Origin of the sequence: Flammeovirga sp. EKP202 (assembly GCF_014534745.1) — a bacterium.
Lineage (GTDB): Bacteria > Bacteroidota > Bacteroidia > Cytophagales > Flammeovirgaceae > Flammeovirga.
In genome coordinates this window covers 1-23,103 of record NZ_JACVVP010000061.1, presented here as the reverse complement: position 1 = coordinate 23,103, position 23,103 = coordinate 1, and the positions used below count along the sequence as shown (strand labels likewise).

Here is a 23,103-nt window from a genome sequence, read left to right as displayed (position 1 = left end):
AATATGCTTTATTTTACAGCTTTAAGGCTGATATCTTTACTTAAACTTGAATGTGTCAATGCACCTAACGAGATAAAATCGACACCTGTTGAAGCAATTTCTGCTACTTTTTCTTCAGTAACACCTCCTGACGCTTCTGTATCTGATTTTCCATTAATAATACCTACAGCCTCCTTCATTGTTGGCACATCCATATTATCTAACATGATCACATCTACTTCAGCTTCAATTGCTTGACGTACTTCATCAAGGTTACGAGTTTCAACTTCAATTTTTAAGTCTTTATTCTTCGCCTTTAAGTACGCTTTTGTTTCACTGACTGCTTTAGCAATACTTCCTGCATAATCAATATGATTATCCTTAAGCATTACCATATCATAGAGACCAAATCGGTGATTTTGTCCACCACCAATAAACACTGCCCATTTTTCCATTAATCTGAAATTGGGAGTAGTTTTTCTTGTATCAAGAATTTTTGTAGATGAATCTTTGATTAGGCTAACAACTCTTTGAGTATGCGTTGCAATACCACTCATTCGTTGAGCACAGTTTAAAGCTAGGCGCTCACCCATTAAAATAGCACGAGCATTACCTTTGATTTTCATTACAATATCACCTTTGTTTAAAAGGTCACCCTCTTCTACAAAAGTCTCGATTTCCATTGTAGGATCTAAGTGTAAAAAAATTCGCTTAGAAATTTCTATTCCTGCGATTACACCATTGTCTTTGAAGATCATTTGTGCTGACTCGATAGCATCTTCCGGCACTGCAGAAAGTGTTGAGTGATCTCCATCTCCTATATCTTCATTCAATGCCGTTGTAATAAACGCATTGATGGCTTCTTCTGTTAAATATTTCGGTTTCACGGACACAAAAGTAATCAATTGAATTTATTGTTCAACGATATAATCCATCTTACAAAAGAAAAATATAAATTCTTTGAAATGCTTGATCGTTTAGTAATAACAGAACAATAAAAAAAGCCATGCATTGCATCGCTTTGTCTATAAAAAAGGGCCGGTTGGAATTCTTCCTTTTATAACAAGATTAGGTTTCCTGAACTATGTCGACCTTCCACTGTTAACATTCTAGGAATGACTTTACCGAAGTAAAGTTGAGGCCTGCTCTTCAAAAATCAGTACACCTTATATGAGTTCACGTTGAAAAATCCAATATGTGACCGACCCAAGACAAAGGTCATAAATAATAGGATAATTCACAACATAAATTCCATTATTAACAGTAGTGAACACAAGTTATCAGACTACGATTGGCATTACTATTCTAAATGTAGTTCCAACACCTGGTGTAGATTCAAGAATATAGATTCGTCCTCCGTGATACTCCTCAATAATCCTTTTCACCAATGTAAGTCCTAAACCCCAACCTCGCTTCTTAGTGGTATAACCAGGATTGAAAACCTTACTTACTTTATTTTTAGGAATACCTTTACCGGTATCCTTTACATCAATTTCAACGGCTGTTTTATGTTGAGTAAGTCGAATAAAGACATTGAGCTCTCCTACACCATTCATTGCATCTACAGCATTTCGACATAGGTTTTCTATTACCCATTCAAACAATGGAAGACTAACATTGATTTCTACCGGACTGTCGATTTCATAATGAACACCCAATTTCACTTTGCTTGAGATTCTTTTCGACATATAATCCAAAGCACCTCTCACTGACGGTTCCAAATTGACTGGCTTTAATACAGGTTCAGAACCAATATTTGAAAAACGTTGCGTAATCATTTCCAATCGAGTCACATCTTTTTGAAGCTCCTCAATGATGGATTGATCAAAATCTTCATCTGTCTTAAAATACTCAATCCAAGCGACCAACGATGAAATCGGTGTTCCAAGTTGATGAGCCGTCTCTTTGGCTAACCCTGCCCAAACTTGATTTTGTTCAGCTCGCCTTGAAGTGGAGAATACCAAATAAGCCGTTAATGCTAATATACCTAAGACTGAAAGTTGAATAATCGGGGCAAATCTAAGATTGCTTACCAAATTTGAATCGGCGTAAAAGATATATTGAATCTCGCCATTTGAAAAATCAATTCGAATTGGTTCATAATCTTTCTTCATATCCTCGATTTTATTCATTAGGAAATCTTGTTGTTCCGCAACATTTATACCTTTCGGAATTGTAATATTTTTAGAAGAGATCGGTATACCATTCTCATCTGCAAGAATAACAGGAATCAGATCGTTACCTTTGATCACTTCCATTAATAGAAAAGTGACATCTGCATTATCTTCTGCTCCCATTGAAGCTAACTTTGCCTGAACCTTAGCAAAAAAGTCTATTTGATCGTATTCTCTTAATCTTAATTCATCTACCAACAATTCTGTATACACCAAAGAGGTCAATCCAATGATTAAACCAATAGTAATTACTAATACTTTTAATGTGACTCTATTTGAATAAATCTGTGCTTTCACTCTTTGGTTGAATTAGGTTAATTATTGTAGAATTATTGATTGAACAACACTTCTCTCATTAGGATAGTATTCTAAATACAATTTTTTAAAATTAGGGTAATCTGTATCGGCTTTATTGGAAAGTACCTCAATCACATTTTGAGGGTTTGGTGTTAACATTTCTCCTAATACTATTTCTGAATATACTTCTTTATAAGGGCTTTGCTCAAAGTAAGTGTACCCTTTTGATTGCTTATTTTTACTAATTACACCAACAATTGCTTTTACTTCTTGATCAGTGTTAGGATTCTCAAAAAATAATGCGGCCAATTCACCTTTCAATTTACCCTTTTTAACTTCAAGCGAAATAGAATCATATAATTGTGTAAAATTCTTACTATCTAATTTACCTTTATATTCTAAACCAGACAAAACCCAACCTTCATTATCTCTTTCTTCTACCTGAATATCAACAAACCAACCTGATTGTATACCTACTATTCCCAATGAAATAAATATAAAAAGTATTACAATCCATATCTTGGTATTTCCCATAAAATTAAATCTTCAATAAGTGATAAAAAACAAATTTCGTAAAACGAAGAAGAACTCTAAAAGTGTTACTAAAGTTCAAAATTTGCACTTTTTTTTGGTTAAAATATTACATTGATTCCACGAATCAAGCTAAACCTTTTTTTTCTTTTTTCTCAAAATCGCGACCGTCATTCTTGAAATACAAACCAATTCGCCGTCTTCGTCTGTAATATTAATTTCCCAGACGTGAGAATTCTTTCCAAGATGAACAGGTTTTGCCGTTCCGATGACAAATCCATTTCTTGTACTTTTTATATGATTGGCATTGATTTCTTGACCAACAGGTACAAATTCAGTATCATCTATATGAGTTAGTGCTCCAACACTACCTAGTGTTTCTGCTAATACTAAAGATGCACCTCCATGTAATAAACCCATAGGTTGCTTGGTTCTTTGGTCTACAGGCATTTTAGCACTGATTAGTCCATTTTCAACTTGAATAAATTCTATATCAAGGTGTCCAAGCATGTTGTCTCTCAAGTTATTAAGATTTTTTATTGTAAATTTACTGTTAAACATACATGAAGGTTAATTTTTTTTTATACTTAACTAACATTTTTTACGTAAAATAAGGTAGTAGCTTTTCCTTTGAGGAAGCAATTTAAAAATATGTTTTACCATTAAATCATTAATCAGATGATTTTATTAGAAAAGTCTAAATTAAGTTATGAATGCAAAACACATCTATATTATCAGGCATGGCGAGACTGATTTTAACAAAAAGGGATATGTACAAGGAAGTAGTATAGATTCCAATCTAAATGAACTAGGAACGCTTCAATCCGAAGCCTTTTTCAAGAAATATAACCACATCGCATTTGATAAGATTTATACTTCTAATCTAAAAAGAACACATCAAACAGTTCTACCATTTACAGCATCAGGAGTCCCTGTTCAATCTCACCATGGTTTGAATGAAATCAGCTGGGGAGAAAAAGAAGGACGAAAATTGACAGAACAAGATGATAAGAACCACATGAAGCTGTTATTTGAATGGCAAAATGGTAATTATGATTATAAACTGGAAGATGCTGAATCTCCTAATGATGTTGTAAAACGCCAAAAGGAAATAATGGATCAAATCTTATCAAAAACGGATGAAAAAAATGTTCTTATTTGTACGCATGGTCGTGCGATGAAAATATTGGTTTCTTACCTAATGGATGAACCTTTAAGTAAAATGGACCAATACGAACATTCTAATCTTGCGTTATATCATCTAGTTTACAAAAATGGCCTCTTTAGAATAGTACAGGCCAATGACATCAGACACTTAGAAAAAATCCAAACAAAAGTACATGCTAGCTAATTCTTATTTCTCAACTTCTGCATTTAACTTTTCAATTAATGCAGGCAAATCAGACATATCCTGAATAACATTTTTAACCCCTAATGTTTTCAGGGTATGTTCATGATCACTCTTTAAGTGAGAAGCTCCAATAAAACCAATTACATACATACCTGCTGCTAGTCCGGCTTTCGCTCCACTAGTACTATCTTCAATCACCACTACTTTACTCGGATCTACACCCAAATCTTTTGCTGCAAATAAATACACATCAGGTGCAGGCTTAGGATTATCCACACTTTCTACTCCAGAGTACACTCTATTCCCAAATTCATTTCTCAATCCCGTAAAATCAACAGCATGGTTAATCTGCTCTTTGTAGCTATTTGAGATAATAGCCTTAGGAAGATCGATGGCCTCGTATGCCGCTTTCGTACCTTTTATAGGTTTATCTTCCGTTTTTGCAGCTTCCTTGTATTGATCGGTAATTTGAGTAATAAAATCTTCAGGAAGAGTAAAACCATGCTCTTTTGAGAGCTTTGTCATAATTCCACTGAATGTTTGTCCTGCAAAATTACTTAAATACTCATCAACCGTCATCGGAACCCCAAATGAGTTAATGTATTTTACCATTACTCTTGCTGCAACGATCTCACTGTCTATAATGACACCGTCACAATCAGAAAATAAATATTCGAATCTCATTAGTTTAATTTTTTTCTCTTAATGGTGCAAATGTAATATATAAAAAGGCCAATAGACAAAAGATTCCGGACAAGATAAATGACCATCCAATTTGTGAAAGCTCATTTGCATAAATGTACCCTGAACCCAATGCTCCTAACCCTATACCTAGTTCTAAAGCAATGTACATTGTGGCAATTGCTCTTCCTCTATGCAATGGATTACTTCTATCAATAGTCCAAGCATATAATGTTGGTGAATTAGTACCAATTCCTAGCCCTAAAACAATCGCTCCCAAATACAATTCTAAATCTGTGCTAACAAAACCTATCCAGACCAATGAAATCATCAACATCAATGTTGAGAACTTTAAAACAGGCAACCTACCATAACGATCGGACAACCTCCCTGCAAATACTCTTACTAACATTGATGCGCCCGTAAAGAACATAAAAAACATCCCTTTATTCTCTATTCCCAATGATTTACTATAATCAGGGATGAGCGTGAGAATTACGCCATAAGATGTGGTACATAAAAGCATGACAATGGATGGTGATAATGCATTTTTATCTATAATTTCATTCCTTTTAATATTAAAATGCTCTAATCTCAGCTTCTCAGGGTTTTCAAGCGTTTCTTTTAGGCCTGATAAAATTAATATCGACAATAAAGAAATGCCAGAGGCACAATAAAACATGGTGTCAAGATCTGTTTCTAAAGCCAGCCAACTCCCTATAATTGGTCCCAAACCAATTCCTGTACTTGAGCAGAACCCTAAAATACCCAATGCTTCTCCTCTTCTTTCAAATGGAACAATATCAGCCAAATAAGCCGAGGTACCGGTAGGTTTAAATCCTGTACTGAAACCATGAAAGAACCGGATCAGTAAAAAAGCAGCAACACTTCCTATCAGTGGATAAAACAAAGTACACACACAACTCACCACTACACCTACTACCATTACAGGAACCCTACCTACTCTATCCGTCAATTTCCCACTAAAAGGTCGGGATAAACCCGCTGAAAGCGTAAATATTGAAATAATGTATCCTTTATATTCTTCACCACCCAAAGAAGTTAAATAATCAGGCAGTTCTGGAATGATCATATTAAAACTGGTAAAAAAGAGTAACGAACTACTACATAGTAACCAGAAGTTTAGAGTATATATTTTTTGATTTTGAGTCATTTGTTCTTTTAGTTTATCATTAAAAAAGGGTACATCCTCAACTTATAAAGAATGTACCCTAGTGAATTGTTTCAAAGACTTAGGCAAAAGCCCTATTTAAAATCCCTGCTAAACGAATTCCTGCTATTTTGATACGTTCTTCTAATACTCCATAGTGGTCATATAGATATCTATAACCAAGTTTTCCATCACCAATATTAGAATAATATTTTGTTGCCAATTCAGATGATTCATTCATCATATCTACAGTAGAAGCACTTTGTAACCTATCAACTTCCTCCTTAGTCGCTCTATCTACATAAAAAGCAACTTCAGTATAAGAAAGTTCTTTGGACTTTAGCATTTCCGAATCCCACACCTTATGTATATTGGAAGGTTTGCCAAACCATGTGACTTTTACTTTATTGCCTCCTAAATCTGTTTTTCTCCCTACATGAAAAGGTTGGTGTAAATCACCAATCAAGTGAGTCAACACTTTCACCGCCATACCTTTTTTTCTTTTTGAAGCACTTTCGTCTTCTAAAATAGCAATCATTTCATCAACAGCTTTAACAATATCCCCTTTGGGGCTTCTTTCAATAGACTCAAAAGTTTCTCCTTCATCAATATTGATATAATGCCAAGAGTACATGAAGCTATATTTTTTATCTGATTTTATATCGTCCATCCATGTAGAAACCATTGGCAGATAAGCAGAGTCTCCTAGAATATTCTCCAACTCTTTCTTTGCTTTTTTTGTTAAATGATTTTCAGCGACATGTGCTACGGCACGATGTCCTGTTTGTCCCCATGCCCATACTTCAGAATGATTTAACAAGAAAATTAGGAGTAATGAGAATAAGGATAAAGTATAGTAATTTCGACGCATTTTGATATGATTGGTTAAATTTTTGTTCTAATCGTGTGCAAGATAAAGGGTACATGATATCAAACAAAGCTTATTGATTGATGTTTATATTTTATCATTTATAATTGACAAACATTTAATGTTAATTGTCTATACCATAAGTCCCAAGATTTAATTAAACTTGTATACTAATTCTTATTGTCTTGGTATTACACATATTTTTACAATAACTCTATCATTTTATTATGAAAAAAATCTTAACTCTTTTTATTGGTTTATTACTTATTGGAGCTACAGCCCAAGCTCAAGACGGATTATTTAGCTTTGGTATTAAAGGTGGAATTGGTGCTTCTAATTACGACTTAAGTGGTCCTGTTACAGGATGGTCAACAGAAGGAACTGCCTCTTGGCATGTTGGTGGTATGTTTAGAACTAACATTCCTGTATTACCTATTTACGCTCAAGTTGAAGCTCTTTATTCTAGAGTTGGTGGCACGATCACTCTCCAAGGTCAAGGATCAGACGATGGATACGTTAATAGATTTGATGTACCTATCGTTGTAGGTTTAAAATTCGGTTTATTAGGTATCAGTGGCCGTGTATTTGGTGGTGCTGTTGCTCAATCAAACTTTCCTGAAGACGCTGATGATTTAGATTACAATAACTTTACTTGGGGATGGCAAGCAGGTATTGGTGCTGATATCAAAAAACTTACAGTTGATGTAAAATATGAGTCTGGATCAGATTTAATTTCACAACAATTAAATACTCCATCTATCAAAGCTACACAATGGATCTTAAGTGTTGGTTACTTCTTCGGTGGATAATCAAAACTTCAAACATAAAAATAAAGGCTATCAGTAAATGATAGCCTTTATTTTTTTATCTTCTTTTCCCATCTTCTGGGCAGTTAACCTTATAAATATGATAACTTAATGTAAACCCTAAGAAGTAATAATTATCTCTCCAAGAAGGATATACTATCTGCTCTCTTTCTGGAGCTGTCCTTGCTCCTCTATAGATAGAATCAGTATTATCATTCCATAGCGGTTTCACAATGCTAAACTCCATACCAAAATCTAAGTAGTAAGAAATTCTCTTTTTGAAACCAATACCTATTGGAAGAGTTACTGCTGTATAAGCCTTATTTGCACTAGTTGTGGTAGTATTTAATATTGGAAAAACACCTGCTCCCAACTGCATAAAAAAGTAAGGCGTGAAGTTGTCAATTTTTCTTTTGTGCTCTCTAAACTTTAAAAAATTGTATTCAAACCCTGTTGCTACATTAAACATCAAATTTTCAAAACTTGCATTTCTTGCTTGATGAAATGACTTATCATAATGAGCATCATCTCCAGTATACCAACCTAAATCTAAACTTGTTCTCCATAAGAAATGGTTTCTTATCTTATACTTCGCGGCGAATTTCCCTCCGACTCTAAAGGCAGCAGGATGAGGTATAGGAGATACATCTCCAGAATAAAAAGTGGTTCCAACACCGCCACTTAATACCCAATACTGTGCACTTGCTTCATGACTATTTACAAAAGTGATAGTAATTAAGAAGCATGAGATCAAAAGACATTTCAATTCCTTTTTCATACTTTGTTTATTTAAAAAAATCAAGTCTAAGTACCAACTAAAGCAATCGTGCATTTTGTTTGCAAACATAATTTATCAAGTCTCAATTAAGTTATAAAGGATAATATTGATGCTTTTTGATGAAAATTCTAAGGCAAATACTTCTTCAAAAAAGCATAAAAAGTCTGATTGCATTGGTTTAATACTTTAGATTAGGTTCAAAAAAAGTCCGCACAGTTACCTGACGGACTTTCAAGTTATTTATTTATTTTCTAACGGAATTTAGGCATCTTGATAGATCCGCCTATAATGTAGTTCAACTGAAATCCTAGTGTTAAAAACACATCATTTACATCACGTGTACTTGGACTTGAGTTGATATCATTATCAATCCCATCAATTAAGTCTGATCCAGTGTAATTTGCTGTTGCTTCAAATGCAATATCGAGATGCGAAGTCAACTTATATCTTACACCTAGTGCTACAGGAACAACATATGTTACTGTATTCACTCTTATCTCATCAGTGATTATACTTCCTTGATAATCCCCTGCGGGCTTTTGTCTTACTGAAGAAGTAGCAAATAAAGCACCAAATCCTAATCCAATGTATGGAATTGGTACTTTAGGTCTCCTGTAAAACACCCCTGAGTTTGGAAATAAATCCACAATACCCATCGCATTAAGCTGAAGAGCATAAGTATTAAATTCCAAGCCTCTGTCAACATTTAAGCCTGCATCTTTGTCGCTACCGGAGAATATGTTGTTATTCAATGATAAACGAGCAGTAACTCTTGGCATCATTCTTTTTTGGATAAAACCTCCAAATTGGAATTTAGTATGTGACCAATCAATACTTCCTAAGCTATTTGCAGGAGATAAATCCCCCATAAAATTGGCTGTAGTGATCATACCACCAAAACTTACGTATCTCTTTTTCGTTGTAAATCGAGCCCTACTTCTCATACCTTGAGCATTACTTTCAGTATAAGCAAAGCATAGAAGTATCAAAAATAAAACAGCCTGAAGTGAAGTTTTAAATTTCATTCTGAAAAAATATTTTATATGAATCAGGTGGAGTAATCTTATCAATTTTCGTTACTGAAATACTCTTCAACCTTTAGTATTACATGTTTTATGCCAAACAGTCTGTTCACACTAATTGAAGGAGCAATTGTTTGGATTAATGTATAAAAACGTTAGGCATAGTAGTTTACACACTAGCAAATATAAGGTTTTGTATCTATTTATAACTCTTTTTAGGAGATATTTTTTTAAGAAAATTTTAAACTTTTTAATTTTCACCTAATACTTTCTTCATTCCTTCTTCAAACAAAATTGGCTGATAATCAAGCACATTGTAAGCTTTTTGATTGGTAAAACCCGTTTTTAAAGGGCGTCTACCATGTTCTTTAAAGGTTGAAGCATTCACAGGTGAAATCAAAGAAGTTGTTAAACCTAGGTATTCTGCAACTTGTATCGCAATTGCATAGGGCGTAAGGTAATCTTTTCCTGAAATATGAAATATTCCTTCCTCATTTTTCTCTGCGATAAGGATACACCCTTTAGCCAAATCTCCTACGTATGTTGGAGTTCTATATTGATCATTTACTACTTTGATGGCCTCTCCATTACTTAACTTATTTTTAACCCAAAGCATAATGTTAGATCGACTCATATCTTTTACTTGTCCATAAACTAAACAAGTCCGAACAATAGCTACCTTTACCTCCTTTTCTTTTAAAAGAAAGTCCTCTGACATCATTTTTGTTGTCCCGTAATAGTTAGGAGGGTTTCTTTGATCGTCTTCTTCGTACAATCCTTTTTCTCCGTCAAAAACAAAATCCGTGGATAGATAAATGAATTGCTCTAATTTATTTTCTTTTCCAATTTCTAATAAAATCTGAGTGGCTGTTACATTTTGTCGAATGGCTTCTTCATGATCATCTTCACAATGCTCTACTTTCGAAATTGCAGCACAATGAAAAATGATTGAAGGTTTTAATTCTTGCATCACACTTCTTACACTATTCTCATCAGCAACATCCATCGAAAAATACTGATAGTCTTCTTCTTTTAATCGATCGTCTCCTCTACCTGTAGCTACAACGTTAAAATTATCCTGTTTCGCTAATTGAAGAGTAAGATGCTGACCCAATAATCCATTTGCTCCGGTGATCAGAACTGTTTTTCTCATTTTTGTATAAATTTTAGTAGAATTTGCACTAATTACGTAAACTAATTTGAAAGAACGAATGTTATTAGAGAGGCAATTAGCTAATTAATGATAGGATTGCTATTTTTGTGTATCAAATCTTTTTACTTTCATATGATTAAGTTTTCAACACAAAGTGATACTGAAGTTCAAGAGCTGGAGGAAACCCTGGTTGATTCTGAACTTAACCGAGAGTTAGTCGTTTTTAACGACGATGTAAATACATTTGATACTGTGATTGATGCGTTGGTTCAAGTTTGTAATCATACTACACATCAAGCAGAACAGTGTACTTGGATTATACATTACAATGGAAAATGTGCCGTTAAGAATGGTACTTTTGATGAACTAACACCTATGCGAACTGCATTGTGTGACAGAGGAATTTCTTGCGAAATTTTATAATTTTTACATTTCAATACTTTTAGCCGTGTCCAACTTACCTTCAAAATCTTTAGAAAAAGCCGTTGAAGAAATTTCAAAACTACCCGGCATTGGTAAAAAGACTGCTTTAAGGATGGCTCTATTCATTTTGAAAGAAGATGAGCTATTTGCAAAAGACTTAGCAACATCTATTGCTTCATTAAAACTGAATGTAAAGTATTGTAAAAAATGCCACAATATTTCTGATGATGAGCTTTGTAATGTATGTTCAAACCCATCAAGAGATTTTTCTACATTATGTATTGTAGAAAATATGTCTGATGTGTTGGCTATTGAATCAACAGGTGCTTATAAAGGAGTTTATCATGTGTTAAATGGTGTGATTTCACCATTACAAGGAATTACACCAATGGATCTTACCATTGAACATCTCATTGAGCGTGTTCATTCAGAAGATATAAATGAGGTAATATTCGCCTTAAATGCTAGTCTGGATGGAGATACCACTGCTTTTTTCATAAGACAACAATTAGAAAATATTCCTTCTTTAAAAGTAACAAATATTGCAAGAGGCATACCGGTTGGTGGTGCTCTTGAGTTTGCTGATGAGTTAACGCTAGGAAGGTCCATTTCTGAAAGAACCTCCCTTTAGGTAAAGTTCTTTCCAAAGAAAAAGCTGGATATATTTTAAAATATATCCAGCTTTTTTTATGTTTCTTAAAAAGAGTTTACACCTTTCTTAATTCCTTTTTCGCCTTCTTCTGTTTACTTTTCAATACTCTTGCTGAAATGTAAATACTTATTTCATATAAAATTACAATTGGTCCAGCAATTAAAATTTGAGTAATTGGATCTGGAGGAGTAATGATAGCCGAAACAATCAAAATGATAACAATAGCATGTCTTCTGTAATCTTTCATACTATCTGGAGTAACCAAATCAGATTTTGATAAAAAGAAAACGACCATTGGTAATTGGAACATCACTCCGCCCGAAAGGACAATCATTGACAAAGTAGAGATGTATGAAGAGATGTCAAACTCATTTAGTACACTCTCATCAATCTGGTAATTGGACAAGAAATTGATGGCCAACGGAGAAACTACATAATACCCAAATAATACTCCCGTGATAAATAAAAGACTCACAAAAAAAGTAGCACCCGTGGTTGCTGATTGTTCGTTTTGGTACAAACCTGGCTTTACAAATCGCCAAACTTCCCAGAAAGTATATGGAAATGCGAAAATCAACCCAATCACGATGGACGACATAATGTGCATGGCAAATTGCCCTGTCATAGTTCTACTCTGAATAGTAAAAGGTAAGCTTTTTATACACAAAGCTTCCGTATCCAAATAATGCGAAAGTTCACAAAGCCATGTATATGTTGGAAAGTCTAAGCGTGAAGGTCCTAATATAATGACGTTAAAAACAAAAGATTTTGCTATAAATGCGATTACTGAGAAAATAAAAATTGAAGCTACTCCTCTCAACACGTGCCATCTTAGTTCTTCTAAATGATCTAAGAATGACATTTCCTGCTGTTCGTTATTATCTGCCATTCGTTTGTATGAGTTCTTATTTAATTTCGGCACCAAAGTTCGACATTTTGTGCGAAATGGCATAATAATTAAAAGAACTAAATAAGAATACTTGTAAATACTAATGCATTCTGAGTAATTTCGTATATTCAATTAATAATATCCGGAGAGAATTTTTATGTTATCCAATCGTCTTAAATATCTTTTTTTAAACTTAGTCTCCATTTTTGTCCTATTTAGTCCCACTGTATTTGGACAAAGTGAATCCTACAAACAATATAGTTTTGACAGAAAGGTAGTGATTGTCATTGACCCTGGTCATGGTGGTACTGATGTTGGTAAGCCTCGAAGCAAAAGTTATTACAAGCATGAATCTGACCTTAATTTAGATATTGCCTTTAGGTTAGGTGGATATTTAGAAGAAAGGGTAAATAATGTTGTTGTAAAGTATACTCGTAAAACGGATCGTACGGTTTCTTTGGAAGAAAGAGTGAATTATGCGAATAGTGTAAAAGCGGATTATTTTATAAGTATACATTGCAATAGTCTTGCTCATAAAAGTTACCATGGAACTCAAGTACATATTCAAAGCAAGAAATTCCCAACTTCTTATGGTTGGGCCAGACAAATTGATCAAGATTTTGTAAGAGCGGGACGAAAAAGTAGAGGAATAAAGGATAGAAACGATAGAGGACACAACCTTCAAGTGATTCAATATACCGAAATGCCTGGTGTATTAGTGGAATGTGGTTTTATGAGTAATGCTAAAGAAGAAGCTTACTTAAATTCTGGAAAAGGACAAACCTACATTGCCTCTGCTCTTTTTAGAGCCATTCGAGATTTTGAAAACAAAAGACCTAGACCTGCAAAAGACAATCGATACCCTTATTATAGAGTACAGATTGGATCTACTACTAATCCAACAGCTGATTTAAAATCTAAGAAAATTAGAAATTTAAAGATGAAAGTTGATCCTCATAAAGATGGTCAGCACTATGCTCTTTTGGTAGGAAGAGAATATGAAAAAAAAGTAGCTGATAAATTAGCGAAAACAATTCAAAAGAAAGGCTTTAAAGATGCTTATGTAAGAAGGTTTGACGCTCCAAAACCGAAAACAATTCCTGTAACACCTAAAAAAGAGGTTGTATCAGAAGTAAAAGAAGCAAAAATAACAGTCGTAAAGAACGATACACCAAAAGACTCAATTACAACTAACAAGGACAGCGACAAATTATCTAAGCTACATTTCTATAGAATTCAGATTATGTCAAGTGTAGATGACGTGGATTTGAATAAAAGAGAGTTTAAATCCTTAGGCTATCCTGTTTTTCTTTTTTATGATGACGAATCCAAAAATGCCTACAAATATCAAGTACTTGTTGGAAAAACCTATTCAAAAGAAGAAGCACAGAAAATCTTAACCTCCGTAAGACAAAAAGGGTTTCCTGATGCATTTATAGTTACTGTATTAGAAAACCAAGCAAGGAAACCCCAGAAAAAATTATTACCATAGTAAGTTCCAACTCAAATGTCCGCCTCTAGCACATGTTCTTTTTGGATAAGTGCCAACATCGTTTCATCGAGTAATTGATCTAAATCTTTTTCGTTTTTAAGCATTTGCTTTAAGACATCCAATATAGCATCATCATGTACTTGATCCGCATACATCAAAATATTTTGATATCCTGTAAGGTCATTGGAATGAAGTTGTCTAATGGTAGACAAAATAGCAATGTCTGTAATATTATGATTAGAGGTATTATCTAGAATCATATTCAACTCTTTGATCATTCCCAAACTACATTCACAAATATCTCCCACTTGGTTTTCATGTAGGTCAGTAAATAACTCATCCAAAAAGTCTATATGTTTTTGAGCACTTTTCTCACATATTGCTAAAATTCTTTTTAAACCTACTGATTTCACTCTCATACTCAATTCATGATACACCCCAACCTGTTGTGTTTCAGAATCATATCGATCTTTCATTTGATGGATAAATAAGTCTCTTAAATCTTCAAATTGTTTCATAATGATTCAGTTTTATTAGGATTGACAATTTATTTTAAACACAATCTCAGCATCTATTACATTATAAGTGTAATTCACACACCTAAAATAACAGCATCAAAATTCACTTTCAATGACAAAAATCACTAGAAATAATTTCCTTATCACCATGAGATAATCAAACTAAATCCTATATTTGTTATACAAAAGAAATGAAATGAAATGAAGCAAAAAAGAGCAGATTCTAAGAAACTGCTCTTTTTTTTATGTCAAAACTTCATTACACTTTATAAGTGTATCAAAGCATTAGAATAACTTCATACCTTCATAAACACTTGATTGGTTGAGGTGCTTAATTTGACCTCTGAAATTTAATTCAATGTTTTCAGTCTGTGCTCTTACCTTTACATTCGCAAAGTTTCCTTCGCCATCCATTGTAAAATTCATACTAGCAGACATAATTGGTCCTTGCACGTTGAATTTTACATTTACTCTACCATTTTCTAGTTTTTCAACCTCATAACCTGAGATTCTACCTTCCATGGTAATACCTCCCACACCATTGAGGCCTACTACTCCATCAAAACCTAATTGGAAAATAGCGACATCTCCAGCTATTTTAACAAAGTTGATATTACTATTTACGTTTTCAATGTTTCCATATCGATCATACACTTGAATCGCTTCCAAAACAAAACTTGAGCTATCAATGCCATAAACCGCTTGTTCATGAGCAATCATCTCCATTTGTTTTGCTAACATTTTTCTTTGCTCTCTTTCCTTCTTTTTTTCTAATCTTTTTTGAGCTCTTATTTCCTGTTTAGTTAATGGCTGCTCTTCAAATGCCGCATCTTGAGCTAATAAGTTAGAGCTAAACATAAAAGAAATTGAAACGATTAATATTTTTATTAAGTTCTTCATAGTATTTTCAGCGTTATAGTTTTTCAAATCATTTTTCATATTCAATTGAACGATTGAATAGTTTTTGAGTTGATTCAATTCAAGCATATTAACATTTCAAGCATGAAAGAAATAGGTATCCTATCAGATACACATAGTTATATTGATGATCATATATTAAAAAATTTAGAAGGTTGCGATGAAATTTGGCATGCAGGTGATATAGGAGATATACATGTTATGCAACAACTTCAGAGCATAGCCCCTACCAAAGCAGTTTATGGAAATATTGATGATGGAGCCATCAGAGCTGAATATCCTGAAGAAGCTCTTTTTGAAATAGACGGCGTAAAAGTTTACATCATACATATTGGTGGGTATCCCCCAAAATATACCGCTAAACTCAAAAAACGATTAAGTGAGGTAAAACCTGATCTGTTTATATGTGGTCATTCTCATATTTTAAAAGTAATTCCAGATCCAGAAAGGAAATTACTACATATCAACCCTGGAGCAGCAGGAAGACATGGTTTTCATAGAATGAGGACACTTATTCGATTAAGAATAGAAGATGAAAAACCAAAAGATTTAAAAGTTATTGAGTTAGGGCTCAGAGCAAAAATATAGATTATCAACCACTTAACTCAAAACAATGATAACAATCAACATTTATTTACATCTAGATCACCTCTGTATGTGTTCAAAATACGCTTAATTTGTTATTGAAAGTTATGAGATGAGATAATGCTAGCAAACTGAAAATATTTTTAATAATAAAAATCAGTTTCTAAAGCGTGACACAGATAGGCATCGGGCGGTTTAAGTGCTCGATGCCTATTTTTTTACTATTATCCTTTCAAATAGACCACAAAACACCCGTTCATTTGTATTTACTTTGCATCATTCATTAATAACTCCTCTTATAGAGGAAATACCAATACTATAATTATCAATCAAACAATCTTTATAAATGAACAAATCATCAAAGCTACTAGAAGTTGTTTTCGTAATGTTCCGTCTTGGGTGTATTGCCTTTGGTGGTCCTGCTGCACATATCGCCATGTTAGAAAAAGAAATTGTTGAAAAAAGGAAATGGATGAGTAGTGAGCACTTCTTGGATCTAATAGGAGCTACTAATTTAATCCCTGGTCCAAACTCAACGGAAATGACCATGCATGTGGGACATGAAAGAGCTGGTTTTTTAGGGTTAGTTTTTGGAGGAATTGCATTCATTTTCCCCGCTGTCGTCATTACTGGTATTTTAGGTTGGTTTTATACTGAATATGGAGAACTTCCCAATGTAGCTCCTTTTATTATTGGTATTAAACCTGCCGTATTAGCGATCATCATGGGTGCAATCTTAAAATTAGGAAAGAAGGCTTTAAAAGGAGTTGAAATTGGAATTTTAGGAGTGATTACTTTCATTGCTTCATTTTTAGGAGTCAATGAAATCGTGGCTTTGTTAGGGACAGGTTTAATGGGTGTCTTCTATTTTAATGTTAAGCATAAGGAAAGTACAGACAAAAAAGCCTTTTTACCTTTATTACTCACTTCAAGTCCGCTAAATGGGATTGTAGGTATATCTACTTCAACTATTTTTCTAACCTTCTTAAAAGTAGGTGCGGTATTGTATGGTAGTGGATATGTACTTTTTGCCTATTTAGATGCTGAATTGGTCGGTAATGGTTGGCTTTCACGACAAGAATTAATGGATGCCATTGCAATTGGACAATTCACCCCAGGCCCAGTCCTGTCAACTGCTACTTTTGTAGGATTTCAATTAGGTGGGGTCAGTGGAGCAATAATGGCTACTTTGGGCATTTTTCTCCCTTCTTTTATTCTTGTCTTAATTTTAAATCCATTTATCTCAAAATTAAGAAACTCAAAACAAGTAGGGTATTTCTTAGATGCCGTAAATATTGCATCAGTTGCTATTATGGTAAAAGTGCTTTTTGAAATGACCGTTACCTCTTTACAAGATTGGCAAAGTATTACTATTGCTCTCTTAAGTATTGTGATCACTTTCAAATTTAAAAAGGTCAACAGTATGTGGATCATCCTAGGAGGTAGTATACTTGGTTATCTGTTATCATTTATTTAAGTCTTCCGTTGCCTTTTCTAATAATTATCAGGGTCAATGGATTTTATTCGTTGGCTTTTTGATTTTTGTTGCTAATTTCGTTTTGTAAAGTTCTTTAATCAACCATTTTTTAACCTCCAGTAGAAGATCATGTGCGGAATTACAGGTTTATTTGCCTTCAATGAAATTGGACGAATGCAAGCAATTCATATGCATAAAGCAACAGAAGTTATTGCCCATAGAGGTCCTAATGCTTCTGATGTTTATAGTAGTCATTTTGTTCATTTGGGGCATAGACGCCTTTCCATTATTGACTTATCAGAAGGTGCTAATCAACCTATGCATGATGATTCTGGTCGTTATACTATTGTCTTCAATGGTGAAATTTATAATTATCAGGAGATAAAAGAGCGATTAAAAAATAAAGGCGTCAATTTCAAAACAAGCTCTGACACTGAAGTTTTACTTTATGCTTATATCCACTACGGAAAGGGTTGTGTGAATCAATTTCATGGCTTCTTTGGGTTTGCTATTTATGACAACGAAGAAAATAGTCTTTTCATAGCAAGAGATAGAATGGGGATTAAACCATTGTTATACTCTGTTGATGAAGATAAAGTAGTTTTTGGTAGTGAAATGATCTCACTATTACAATTTGGAATCGAGAAAGAAGTTGACCCTACTTCAATTTTCCAATTACTTCAACTCACCTACATTCCAACTCCTGATTCCATTTTTAAGAATATCAAGAAATTACCTCAAGGACATTATATGTTCATCAAAGGAAAAGAGGTAATTGTAGAGCCTTATTATCAACTCAAAGAACAATGTACAACACCATTGAACCTTACTTATGAAGAGGCTCAAAAAGAACTTTTGAATGTAATGGAAGCATCTATTCAAGAGAGAATGATTTCAGACGTTCCTTTAGGAGCTTTCTTGAGTGGTGGAATTGATTCTTCAGCAGTAGTAGCCATGGCTTCAAAACATACTGAACAACTCCAGACTTTTTCTATTGGTTATAAAGATGAACCACTTTTTGATGAAACCCACTACGCAGAATTAGTCGCAAAAAAATACAATACAGATCATACTGCTTTCAAATTAACTCCAGATGATTTCTACAATCATTTATTTGGTATGTTGGACAGTTATGCTGAACCTTTCGCAGATGCTTCAGCATTAGCAGTGAACATTCTCTGTCGTGAGACCAAAAAGAAAGTAACAGTAGCCTTATCCGGTGATGGTGCTGATGAAATGTTTGCAGGATATAATAAACATCTTGGAGAATGGAAATCAAGATATCAAGGTACAGTTGCAAAAGTAATTAAAGCGGGTCTCCCTGTCTTGAAACAACTCCCACAAAGTAGGAATTCGGCTTTTGGAAATAAAATAAGACAAGCCATTAAGTTTGGAGATGGATTAAAGCTTTCTCCTCAAGAAAGATACTGGTTTCAATGCTGCTGGAGAGATACTGACACTACAAGAAGTATCCTTTCACAAAGCTTTAAAGGTCAAATTGATGACAACGCATTTGCAGAAAGAAAGGGGCATTTAACACAATACATTGATGGAAATGGTATCAATGATGTTTTATTCTCTGACCTCAATGGTTTACTCGTAAATGATATGCTTCATAAAGTAGACTCTATGAGTATGCTTAATAGTCTAGAAGTTCGTGTTCCATTTTTAGACCATAGAGTAGTTGAATTTGCAATGAGATTACCTTCGGAATACAAAATTCATGGCAACATGAAAAAGAGAATTCTGCAAGATGCATTTAGGACTTTACTCCCAGAAGAATTATATAAACGCCCCAAACATGGGTTTGAAGTACCGTTGATGAATGGTTATAAAACAGCCCTTAGGAGTTGGGTTAATGAGATGTTAGACAAGGACTTTGTAGCAAGTCAAGGTATCTTTGACGTTAACTATACCGAAAGTTTAAAAAATACAATCTTCAATTCTTCCAATTATGATCAAAATCAAGTGTGGTCAATTTTGGTATTGCAGAATTGGTGGAAAAAATATAATCCTTCGTTAAATAAAGCTTAAAAATATATTTTTATCAAAAAAATTACTTTAATTCGGATAAATTAATGATATTAAGTAATCTACCTCAATGAGGTATTTTACGAGTGTTTAAACACTTTATTAATTTTTTTATCTATCTAGGATTTATCCTATTGAAAGTTACCAACTACAAATTTTTTAGAAGGTGCGCATAAGAATAATCTTCAATCTCCGTAACAAGGGTGCTATTTTACCCTTCCACCACCAAAAACTTGTTCAGAATATGCTAAAGATAGCATGTGCTGATAATAACTTATTTGATAATGCCAATTTTACTTTTTCTGGACTTAAAGGACAGACTAAAGTTGGCCGAGAAGGATTACATTATTTTTCAAAAAAAGCGACCATCGTATTAACCAGCCCAAACAAAGAATTCGTTGATAGTATCGTAAATGGGTTATTTAGAGAGTCTCATATTCTCTTAGGTAATTTGATGTTACAAGCTGACAGTGTTGAGGTAGAAGAAGTTCCTCAATTCAGTGAGTCAATGAAATACCTATGCATTTCTCCCATTGTACCTTTTCACGATATCCAAGGGTTGAACAATAAGATGTTTGTTAATCCAATAAGTGATGACTTTTCAGACATGTTGTATGATTCTACAATGTTTAGAATGGAAAGCTCAGGTTTGTATACACAAGAGCAAATCGCTTCTTTTTTCAGATTCCAAGTGATTCCTGATCAAGATTATTTGGCCAGAATTAATCGAATGGACAAGAAGTTTGCTCGAATCTACTCTGTTATTAAAAATGGAGAAATCAAGGAAGCAAGAGGCTATACTTTACCATTTGAGATACTCGCAGCTCCTGAAGTGCAAGAGTTTATCTATCACAATGGATTTGGTGAATTAACTGCTCATGGATTTGGCATGTTAGATATCCCATATTTTAATCCAGAAAAGAAACCCTACATCGTAGACGAAGAAAATTCTAAGTAATTTAATTCTCTACTCCCAATTATTAATTCATAATAAATGGAGTAGGTGTAAAGCATAAAATAAAAACAATTAAGGTGATGATTCCAACAATCTTTCGTTTGGTATCAACACCTTTGTTATATAAGGCTGGCGGGTGATGCAACCCAATAAACCTTGATAAGATTAATCCAAAAAATAACCAACCTGTATATCCCATGGCAGTAGGGATAAAAGTGACAGTAATAAATTGAGCAGTGAAAATTCCCATTGCATAAAGAGCAATCGTTACTTTATCTTTGAATAACTTCATGGAAACAAAGTATAAGTAGAGAAGATATAACGGTGCATAACTCAAAAGATACTCATGATTGTCATTGGCTGAAAATAAACCCAATCCTCCCCAATATAAAAAGGCCGCAAATGTGAAAGGTAATAACTGCCTAAATCGCTTATAACCTATAATACTGTACAATGCATGTCCTCCATCGAGTTGACCAAAAGGGAGTAAATTCAAAGCAGTGAAAAAACAAGCCAAGAAGCCCGCAAATAAGTAAGGATAATGCATCATTTCATGCGGATTAGGTACTAATGATGGATCTGGAGCTACATAATGCTTGAAAAACTCAAATAATAAATTGGTTCCCAGCATTAAATCCTCACCTTCTCCTAACTCCTCGTAAACATATTCTGCATAATTGGCTCCGTATTCCTCATAATTGGGGTGAATCTGATAAATATAGTCTGCAGGAGGAAGATGAGTAAAACCATAAAACAAAATAATCAAGGCTGCTACAAAGCCTGCTAATGGACCTGAAACACCTACATCAAAAAATGCATTTCTTGTTTTGATCATGCTCTTTATTTTGATAAAAGCACCAAATGACCCTATTGAAGGACCTAAGCTAAAAAACCATACAGGAAGATAATAAGGTAAGGTAACTTTAAGTTTATGGTATTTAGCCGTAAAATAATGTCCGAATTCATGTACTGTCAATATTCCAAGAAATGAAACTGAATAAGAAAGAGCGCCTAACCACTCTTCAGGAGTGATAGGTGAAAAAAGAATTGATTTACCATATAACCACTCTAAACCCGCAAATGTTGTCGCCATTAAAGTAACAACAAATAATAGAAGGTGTTTCCACCATACCATTCCTACTTTTTCTTCCTTTGGAGTAGGAGTTTCAAATTGGGATTGTTCTATATCTTGATTCGTCTCTTTATTTTCTTCCATATTTTAATTCCATCAATAAGTCTTGCAAGTTAACTTTGTAGCTTGGATCATACAACAAAAAAAGAGAATGATAGAAAAGAAGCATCTTCATGAAGAATTTACAGTACCTAAAGCAGGTAAACAAGTACGGTTAGATCATTTTCTATCTTTAAACCTTCCTAATAAAAGTAGAAATATCATTCAGAAGAAAATTAAAACTGAAATGGTCACTGTCAATGATAAAAAGTCAAAGGCTAGTTACCTCGTTAAACCTGATGACATCATACGTTGGTATGAACCTTTCAACAAGCTTACTGAACTGCTAGAGTATGATTATCCCTTAGAAGTACTCCATGAAGACAGTGAGTGCATTGTAATCAATAAACCTGCCTTAATGCCCATGCATCCTGGACTAGGGAATTATGGTAATACTGTTCAGAATGCATTAAAAACGTATTATAGAAAAACAGATCAGAAAGATGTACTCTTAAAAGACTGTATTGTCCAGCGTTTAGATAAAGATACAAGTGGGGTGTTAGTTTTAGCGAAAACTGAACATGCTAGACAATTTTTAAGTCAGCAGTTTAAGAAAATGAAACCGTTCAGAATTTATAATGCTTTAGTGTGGGGAAATGTAAAAGAAGATCAGGGAACGATTCATCAACATATTGGGAGACACCCAGAAAATGAAAGAAGTATTGAAGTTTCGGTGGATAAGTCTTTTGGTAAAGAGGCTGTAACGCATTATAAGGTGCTACAGCGTTATTCTAAGTTTACTTTGGTAGAATGTAGGTTGGAAACAGGTAGAACGCATCAGATCAGAGTTCACATGCAATTCCTAGGACATCCACTTGTTGGCGACCTGCGCTATGAAGTACCTTTTCTAGTATTAGACCGGAAAATTCAAACGCAGATTGGACGTCATTGTCTTCACGCTAAAACATTACATTTTATCTCTCCCAATGATCGAAGCACAGTTCTTGCGTTTGATTCTGATGTATCAAATGATATAAAAGAGCTATTAATATAAAGACATAAAAAAAAGACAAGCCCATACGAACTTGTCTTTCCCTTGAATTGGTTGGCGGAACAGACGGGACTCGAACCCGCGACCCCCTGCGTGACAGGCAGGTATTCTAACCAACTGAACTACTGCT

Annotated in this window: 24 protein-coding genes; 10 read left to right on the top strand and 14 right to left on the bottom strand. The window is 34.0% G+C overall.

Features of this window, described 5'->3' with window-relative positions:
- Nucleotides 1-8: 8 nt before the first annotated feature.
- The 4 genes from nadC to IC221_RS25110 all read right to left on the bottom strand — a co-directional run bounded on the left by nadC (nt 9) and on the right by IC221_RS25110 (nt 3,503).
- The gene (nadC, locus tag IC221_RS25125) at nt 9-866 is read right to left on the bottom strand and encodes a carboxylating nicotinate-nucleotide diphosphorylase (RefSeq protein ID WP_188171591.1); all 858 of its coding nucleotides are present in this window, start codon (nt 864-866) and stop codon (nt 9-11) included.
- A gap of 393 nt (nt 867-1,259) precedes the next feature.
- Nucleotides 1,260-2,450 (bottom strand): HAMP domain-containing sensor histidine kinase, encoded by a 1,191-nt coding sequence (locus IC221_RS29955; protein ID WP_188171590.1) that lies wholly within the window; start codon nt 2,448-2,450, stop codon nt 1,260-1,262.
- Nucleotides 2,451-2,471: 21 nt separating this feature from the next.
- On the bottom strand, nt 2,472-2,984 hold the full coding sequence (locus IC221_RS25115) for a hypothetical protein (RefSeq protein ID WP_188171589.1): 513 nt from the start codon (nt 2,982-2,984) through the stop codon (nt 2,472-2,474).
- Between the two features lie 129 nt (nt 2,985-3,113).
- Complete coding sequence (locus tag IC221_RS25110; protein ID WP_367397787.1) at nt 3,114-3,503, bottom strand: hotdog fold thioesterase; 390 nt, start codon at nt 3,501-3,503, stop codon at nt 3,114-3,116.
- 187 nt (nt 3,504-3,690) lie between these two features.
- Between IC221_RS25110 and IC221_RS25105 the strand changes: the two genes are divergently transcribed.
- Entirely contained in the window at nt 3,691-4,332 is a 642-nt protein-coding gene (locus IC221_RS25105; protein ID WP_044201305.1) for a histidine phosphatase family protein, read from the top strand.
- 3 nt (nt 4,333-4,335) lie between these two features.
- On the opposite strand, the gene IC221_RS25100 is transcribed toward IC221_RS25105, so the two are convergent.
- From IC221_RS25100 to IC221_RS25090, 3 genes are all read right to left on the bottom strand, one after another.
- The gene (locus tag IC221_RS25100; protein WP_188171587.1) at nt 4,336-5,016 is read right to left on the bottom strand and encodes an HAD family phosphatase; all 681 of its coding nucleotides are present in this window, start codon (nt 5,014-5,016) and stop codon (nt 4,336-4,338) included.
- Nucleotides 5,017-5,020: 4 nt separating this feature from the next.
- On the bottom strand, nt 5,021-6,187 hold the full coding sequence (locus IC221_RS25095; protein ID WP_188171586.1) for an MFS transporter: 1,167 nt from the start codon (nt 6,185-6,187) through the stop codon (nt 5,021-5,023).
- A 79-nt stretch (nt 6,188-6,266) separates the two neighbouring features.
- The gene (locus IC221_RS25090) at nt 6,267-7,055 is read right to left on the bottom strand and encodes a S1/P1 nuclease (RefSeq protein WP_188171585.1); all 789 of its coding nucleotides are present in this window, start codon (nt 7,053-7,055) and stop codon (nt 6,267-6,269) included.
- A gap of 224 nt (nt 7,056-7,279) precedes the next feature.
- Between IC221_RS25090 and IC221_RS25085 the strand changes: the two genes are divergently transcribed.
- Nucleotides 7,280-7,861 (top strand): outer membrane beta-barrel protein, encoded by a 582-nt coding sequence (locus IC221_RS25085; protein ID WP_188171584.1) that lies wholly within the window; start codon nt 7,280-7,282, stop codon nt 7,859-7,861.
- Nucleotides 7,862-7,916: 55 nt separating this feature from the next.
- Here the strand turns inward: IC221_RS25085 and IC221_RS25080 are convergent, their stop codons facing one another.
- The 3 genes from IC221_RS25080 to IC221_RS25070 form a co-directional block, all read right to left on the bottom strand.
- Nucleotides 7,917-8,636, bottom strand: coding sequence for a DUF6089 family protein (locus tag IC221_RS25080; RefSeq protein ID WP_188171583.1), 720 nt, complete (start codon nt 8,634-8,636; stop codon nt 7,917-7,919).
- A 251-nt stretch (nt 8,637-8,887) separates the two neighbouring features.
- On the bottom strand, nt 8,888-9,661 hold the full coding sequence (locus IC221_RS25075) for a DUF6089 family protein (RefSeq protein WP_188171582.1): 774 nt from the start codon (nt 9,659-9,661) through the stop codon (nt 8,888-8,890).
- A gap of 247 nt (nt 9,662-9,908) precedes the next feature.
- Entirely contained in the window at nt 9,909-10,811 is a 903-nt protein-coding gene (locus tag IC221_RS25070; protein WP_188171581.1) for an SDR family oxidoreductase, read from the bottom strand.
- Nucleotides 10,812-10,943: 132 nt separating this feature from the next.
- Between IC221_RS25070 and IC221_RS25065 the strand changes: the two genes are divergently transcribed.
- Both IC221_RS25065 and recR read left to right on the top strand, forming a co-directional pair.
- Nucleotides 10,944-11,234 carry an ATP-dependent Clp protease adaptor ClpS gene (locus IC221_RS25065; protein ID WP_044201289.1) on the top strand — a complete coding sequence of 97 codons (291 nt, stop codon included), beginning with the start codon at nt 10,944-10,946 and terminating at the stop codon, nt 11,232-11,234.
- Between the two features lie 25 nt (nt 11,235-11,259).
- Nucleotides 11,260-11,865 (top strand): recombination mediator RecR, encoded by a 606-nt coding sequence (gene recR / locus IC221_RS25060; protein WP_188171580.1) that lies wholly within the window; start codon nt 11,260-11,262, stop codon nt 11,863-11,865.
- Nucleotides 11,866-11,941: 76 nt separating this feature from the next.
- Here recR and tatC read toward each other — a convergent pair whose 3' ends face one another.
- Nucleotides 11,942-12,775 (bottom strand): twin-arginine translocase subunit TatC, encoded by an 834-nt coding sequence (tatC, locus tag IC221_RS25055; protein ID WP_188171579.1) that lies wholly within the window; start codon nt 12,773-12,775, stop codon nt 11,942-11,944.
- 157 nt (nt 12,776-12,932) lie between these two features.
- Here tatC and IC221_RS25050 point away from each other — a divergent pair, with 157 nt between their 5' ends.
- The gene (locus tag IC221_RS25050; RefSeq protein ID WP_188171578.1) at nt 12,933-14,267 is read left to right on the top strand and encodes an N-acetylmuramoyl-L-alanine amidase; all 1,335 of its coding nucleotides are present in this window, start codon (nt 12,933-12,935) and stop codon (nt 14,265-14,267) included.
- A gap of 11 nt (nt 14,268-14,278) precedes the next feature.
- On the opposite strand, the gene IC221_RS25045 is transcribed toward IC221_RS25050, so the two are convergent.
- Both IC221_RS25045 and IC221_RS25040 read right to left on the bottom strand, forming a co-directional pair.
- Nucleotides 14,279-14,785, bottom strand: a complete 507-nt coding sequence (locus IC221_RS25045) for a ferritin-like domain-containing protein (protein WP_188171577.1) — start codon at nt 14,783-14,785, stop codon at nt 14,279-14,281.
- Nucleotides 14,786-15,070: 285 nt separating this feature from the next.
- A complete protein-coding gene (locus IC221_RS25040) occupies nt 15,071-15,685 on the bottom strand; it encodes a DUF4251 domain-containing protein (RefSeq protein WP_188171576.1) in 615 nt (204 codons plus the stop codon).
- A 102-nt stretch (nt 15,686-15,787) separates the two neighbouring features.
- On the opposite strand from IC221_RS25040, the gene IC221_RS25035 reads away from it, so the two are divergent.
- The 4 genes from IC221_RS25035 (at nt 15,788) to cas6 (ending at nt 20,754) form a co-directional block, all read left to right on the top strand.
- Nucleotides 15,788-16,291 carry a metallophosphoesterase gene (locus tag IC221_RS25035; protein ID WP_188171575.1) on the top strand — a complete coding sequence of 168 codons (504 nt, stop codon included), beginning with the start codon at nt 15,788-15,790 and terminating at the stop codon, nt 16,289-16,291.
- A 343-nt stretch (nt 16,292-16,634) separates the two neighbouring features.
- Nucleotides 16,635-17,765: a chromate efflux transporter gene (gene chrA, locus IC221_RS25030; protein WP_188171574.1), complete on the top strand. Its 1,131-nt coding sequence runs from the start codon at nt 16,635-16,637 to the stop codon at nt 17,763-17,765.
- Between the two features lie 129 nt (nt 17,766-17,894).
- Complete coding sequence (asnB, locus tag IC221_RS25025) at nt 17,895-19,799, top strand: asparagine synthase (glutamine-hydrolyzing) (RefSeq protein ID WP_188171573.1); 1,905 nt, start codon at nt 17,895-17,897, stop codon at nt 19,797-19,799.
- 241 nt (nt 19,800-20,040) lie between these two features.
- Nucleotides 20,041-20,754 (top strand): CRISPR-associated endoribonuclease Cas6, encoded by a 714-nt coding sequence (cas6, locus tag IC221_RS25020; protein ID WP_188171572.1) that lies wholly within the window; start codon nt 20,041-20,043, stop codon nt 20,752-20,754.
- A 22-nt stretch (nt 20,755-20,776) separates the two neighbouring features.
- Here cas6 and IC221_RS25015 read toward each other — a convergent pair whose 3' ends face one another.
- Nucleotides 20,777-21,967 carry a site-2 protease family protein gene (locus IC221_RS25015; protein WP_223241486.1) on the bottom strand — a complete coding sequence of 397 codons (1,191 nt, stop codon included), beginning with the start codon at nt 21,965-21,967 and terminating at the stop codon, nt 20,777-20,779.
- Nucleotides 21,968-22,034: 67 nt separating this feature from the next.
- Between IC221_RS25015 and IC221_RS25010 the strand changes: the two genes are divergently transcribed.
- Nucleotides 22,035-22,976, top strand: a complete 942-nt coding sequence (locus IC221_RS25010; protein ID WP_188171571.1) for an RluA family pseudouridine synthase — start codon at nt 22,035-22,037, stop codon at nt 22,974-22,976.
- The last annotated feature ends 127 nt before the right edge of the window (nt 22,977-23,103 follow it).

Excerpts from the sequence above, each read along its gene's own strand:
- IC221_RS25010 (WP_188171571.1), top strand. The coding sequence starts at position 22,035 with ATGATAGAAAAGAAGCATCTTCATGAAGAATTTACAGTACCTAAAGCA.
- cas6 (WP_188171572.1), top strand. The coding sequence starts at position 20,041 with ATGCTAAAGATAGCATGTGCTGATAATAACTTATTTGATAATGCCAAT.
- IC221_RS25070 (WP_188171581.1), bottom strand. The coding sequence starts at position 10,811 with ATGAGAAAAACAGTTCTGATCACCGGAGCAAATGGATTATTGGGTCAG.
- tatC (WP_188171579.1), bottom strand. The coding sequence starts at position 12,775 with ATGGCAGATAATAACGAACAGCAGGAAATGTCATTCTTAGATCATTTA.
- asnB (WP_188171573.1), top strand. The coding sequence starts at position 17,895 with ATGTGCGGAATTACAGGTTTATTTGCCTTCAATGAAATTGGACGAATG.
- IC221_RS25095 (WP_188171586.1), bottom strand. The coding sequence starts at position 6,187 with ATGACTCAAAATCAAAAAATATATACTCTAAACTTCTGGTTACTATGT.
- IC221_RS25100 (WP_188171587.1), bottom strand. The coding sequence starts at position 5,016 with ATGAGATTCGAATATTTATTTTCTGATTGTGACGGTGTCATTATAGAC.
- IC221_RS25050 (WP_188171578.1), top strand. The coding sequence starts at position 12,933 with ATGTTATCCAATCGTCTTAAATATCTTTTTTTAAACTTAGTCTCCATT.
- IC221_RS25035 (WP_188171575.1), top strand. The coding sequence starts at position 15,788 with ATGAAAGAAATAGGTATCCTATCAGATACACATAGTTATATTGATGAT.
- IC221_RS25085 (WP_188171584.1), top strand. The coding sequence starts at position 7,280 with ATGAAAAAAATCTTAACTCTTTTTATTGGTTTATTACTTATTGGAGCT.
- IC221_RS25045 (WP_188171577.1), bottom strand. The coding sequence starts at position 14,785 with ATGAAACAATTTGAAGATTTAAGAGACTTATTTATCCATCAAATGAAA.
- IC221_RS25090 (WP_188171585.1), bottom strand. The coding sequence starts at position 7,055 with ATGCGTCGAAATTACTATACTTTATCCTTATTCTCATTACTCCTAATT.
- chrA (WP_188171574.1), top strand. The coding sequence starts at position 16,635 with ATGAACAAATCATCAAAGCTACTAGAAGTTGTTTTCGTAATGTTCCGT.
- IC221_RS25115 (WP_188171589.1), bottom strand. The coding sequence starts at position 2,984 with ATGGGAAATACCAAGATATGGATTGTAATACTTTTTATATTTATTTCA.
- IC221_RS25105 (WP_044201305.1), top strand. The coding sequence starts at position 3,691 with ATGAATGCAAAACACATCTATATTATCAGGCATGGCGAGACTGATTTT.
- IC221_RS25080 (WP_188171583.1), bottom strand. The coding sequence starts at position 8,636 with ATGAAAAAGGAATTGAAATGTCTTTTGATCTCATGCTTCTTAATTACT.
- IC221_RS25015 (WP_223241486.1), bottom strand. The coding sequence starts at position 21,967 with ATGGAAGAAAATAAAGAGACGAATCAAGATATAGAACAATCCCAATTT.
- IC221_RS25075 (WP_188171582.1), bottom strand. The coding sequence starts at position 9,661 with ATGAAATTTAAAACTTCACTTCAGGCTGTTTTATTTTTGATACTTCTA.
- IC221_RS25065 (WP_044201289.1), top strand. The coding sequence starts at position 10,944 with ATGATTAAGTTTTCAACACAAAGTGATACTGAAGTTCAAGAGCTGGAG.
- IC221_RS25040 (WP_188171576.1), bottom strand. The coding sequence starts at position 15,685 with ATGAAGAACTTAATAAAAATATTAATCGTTTCAATTTCTTTTATGTTT.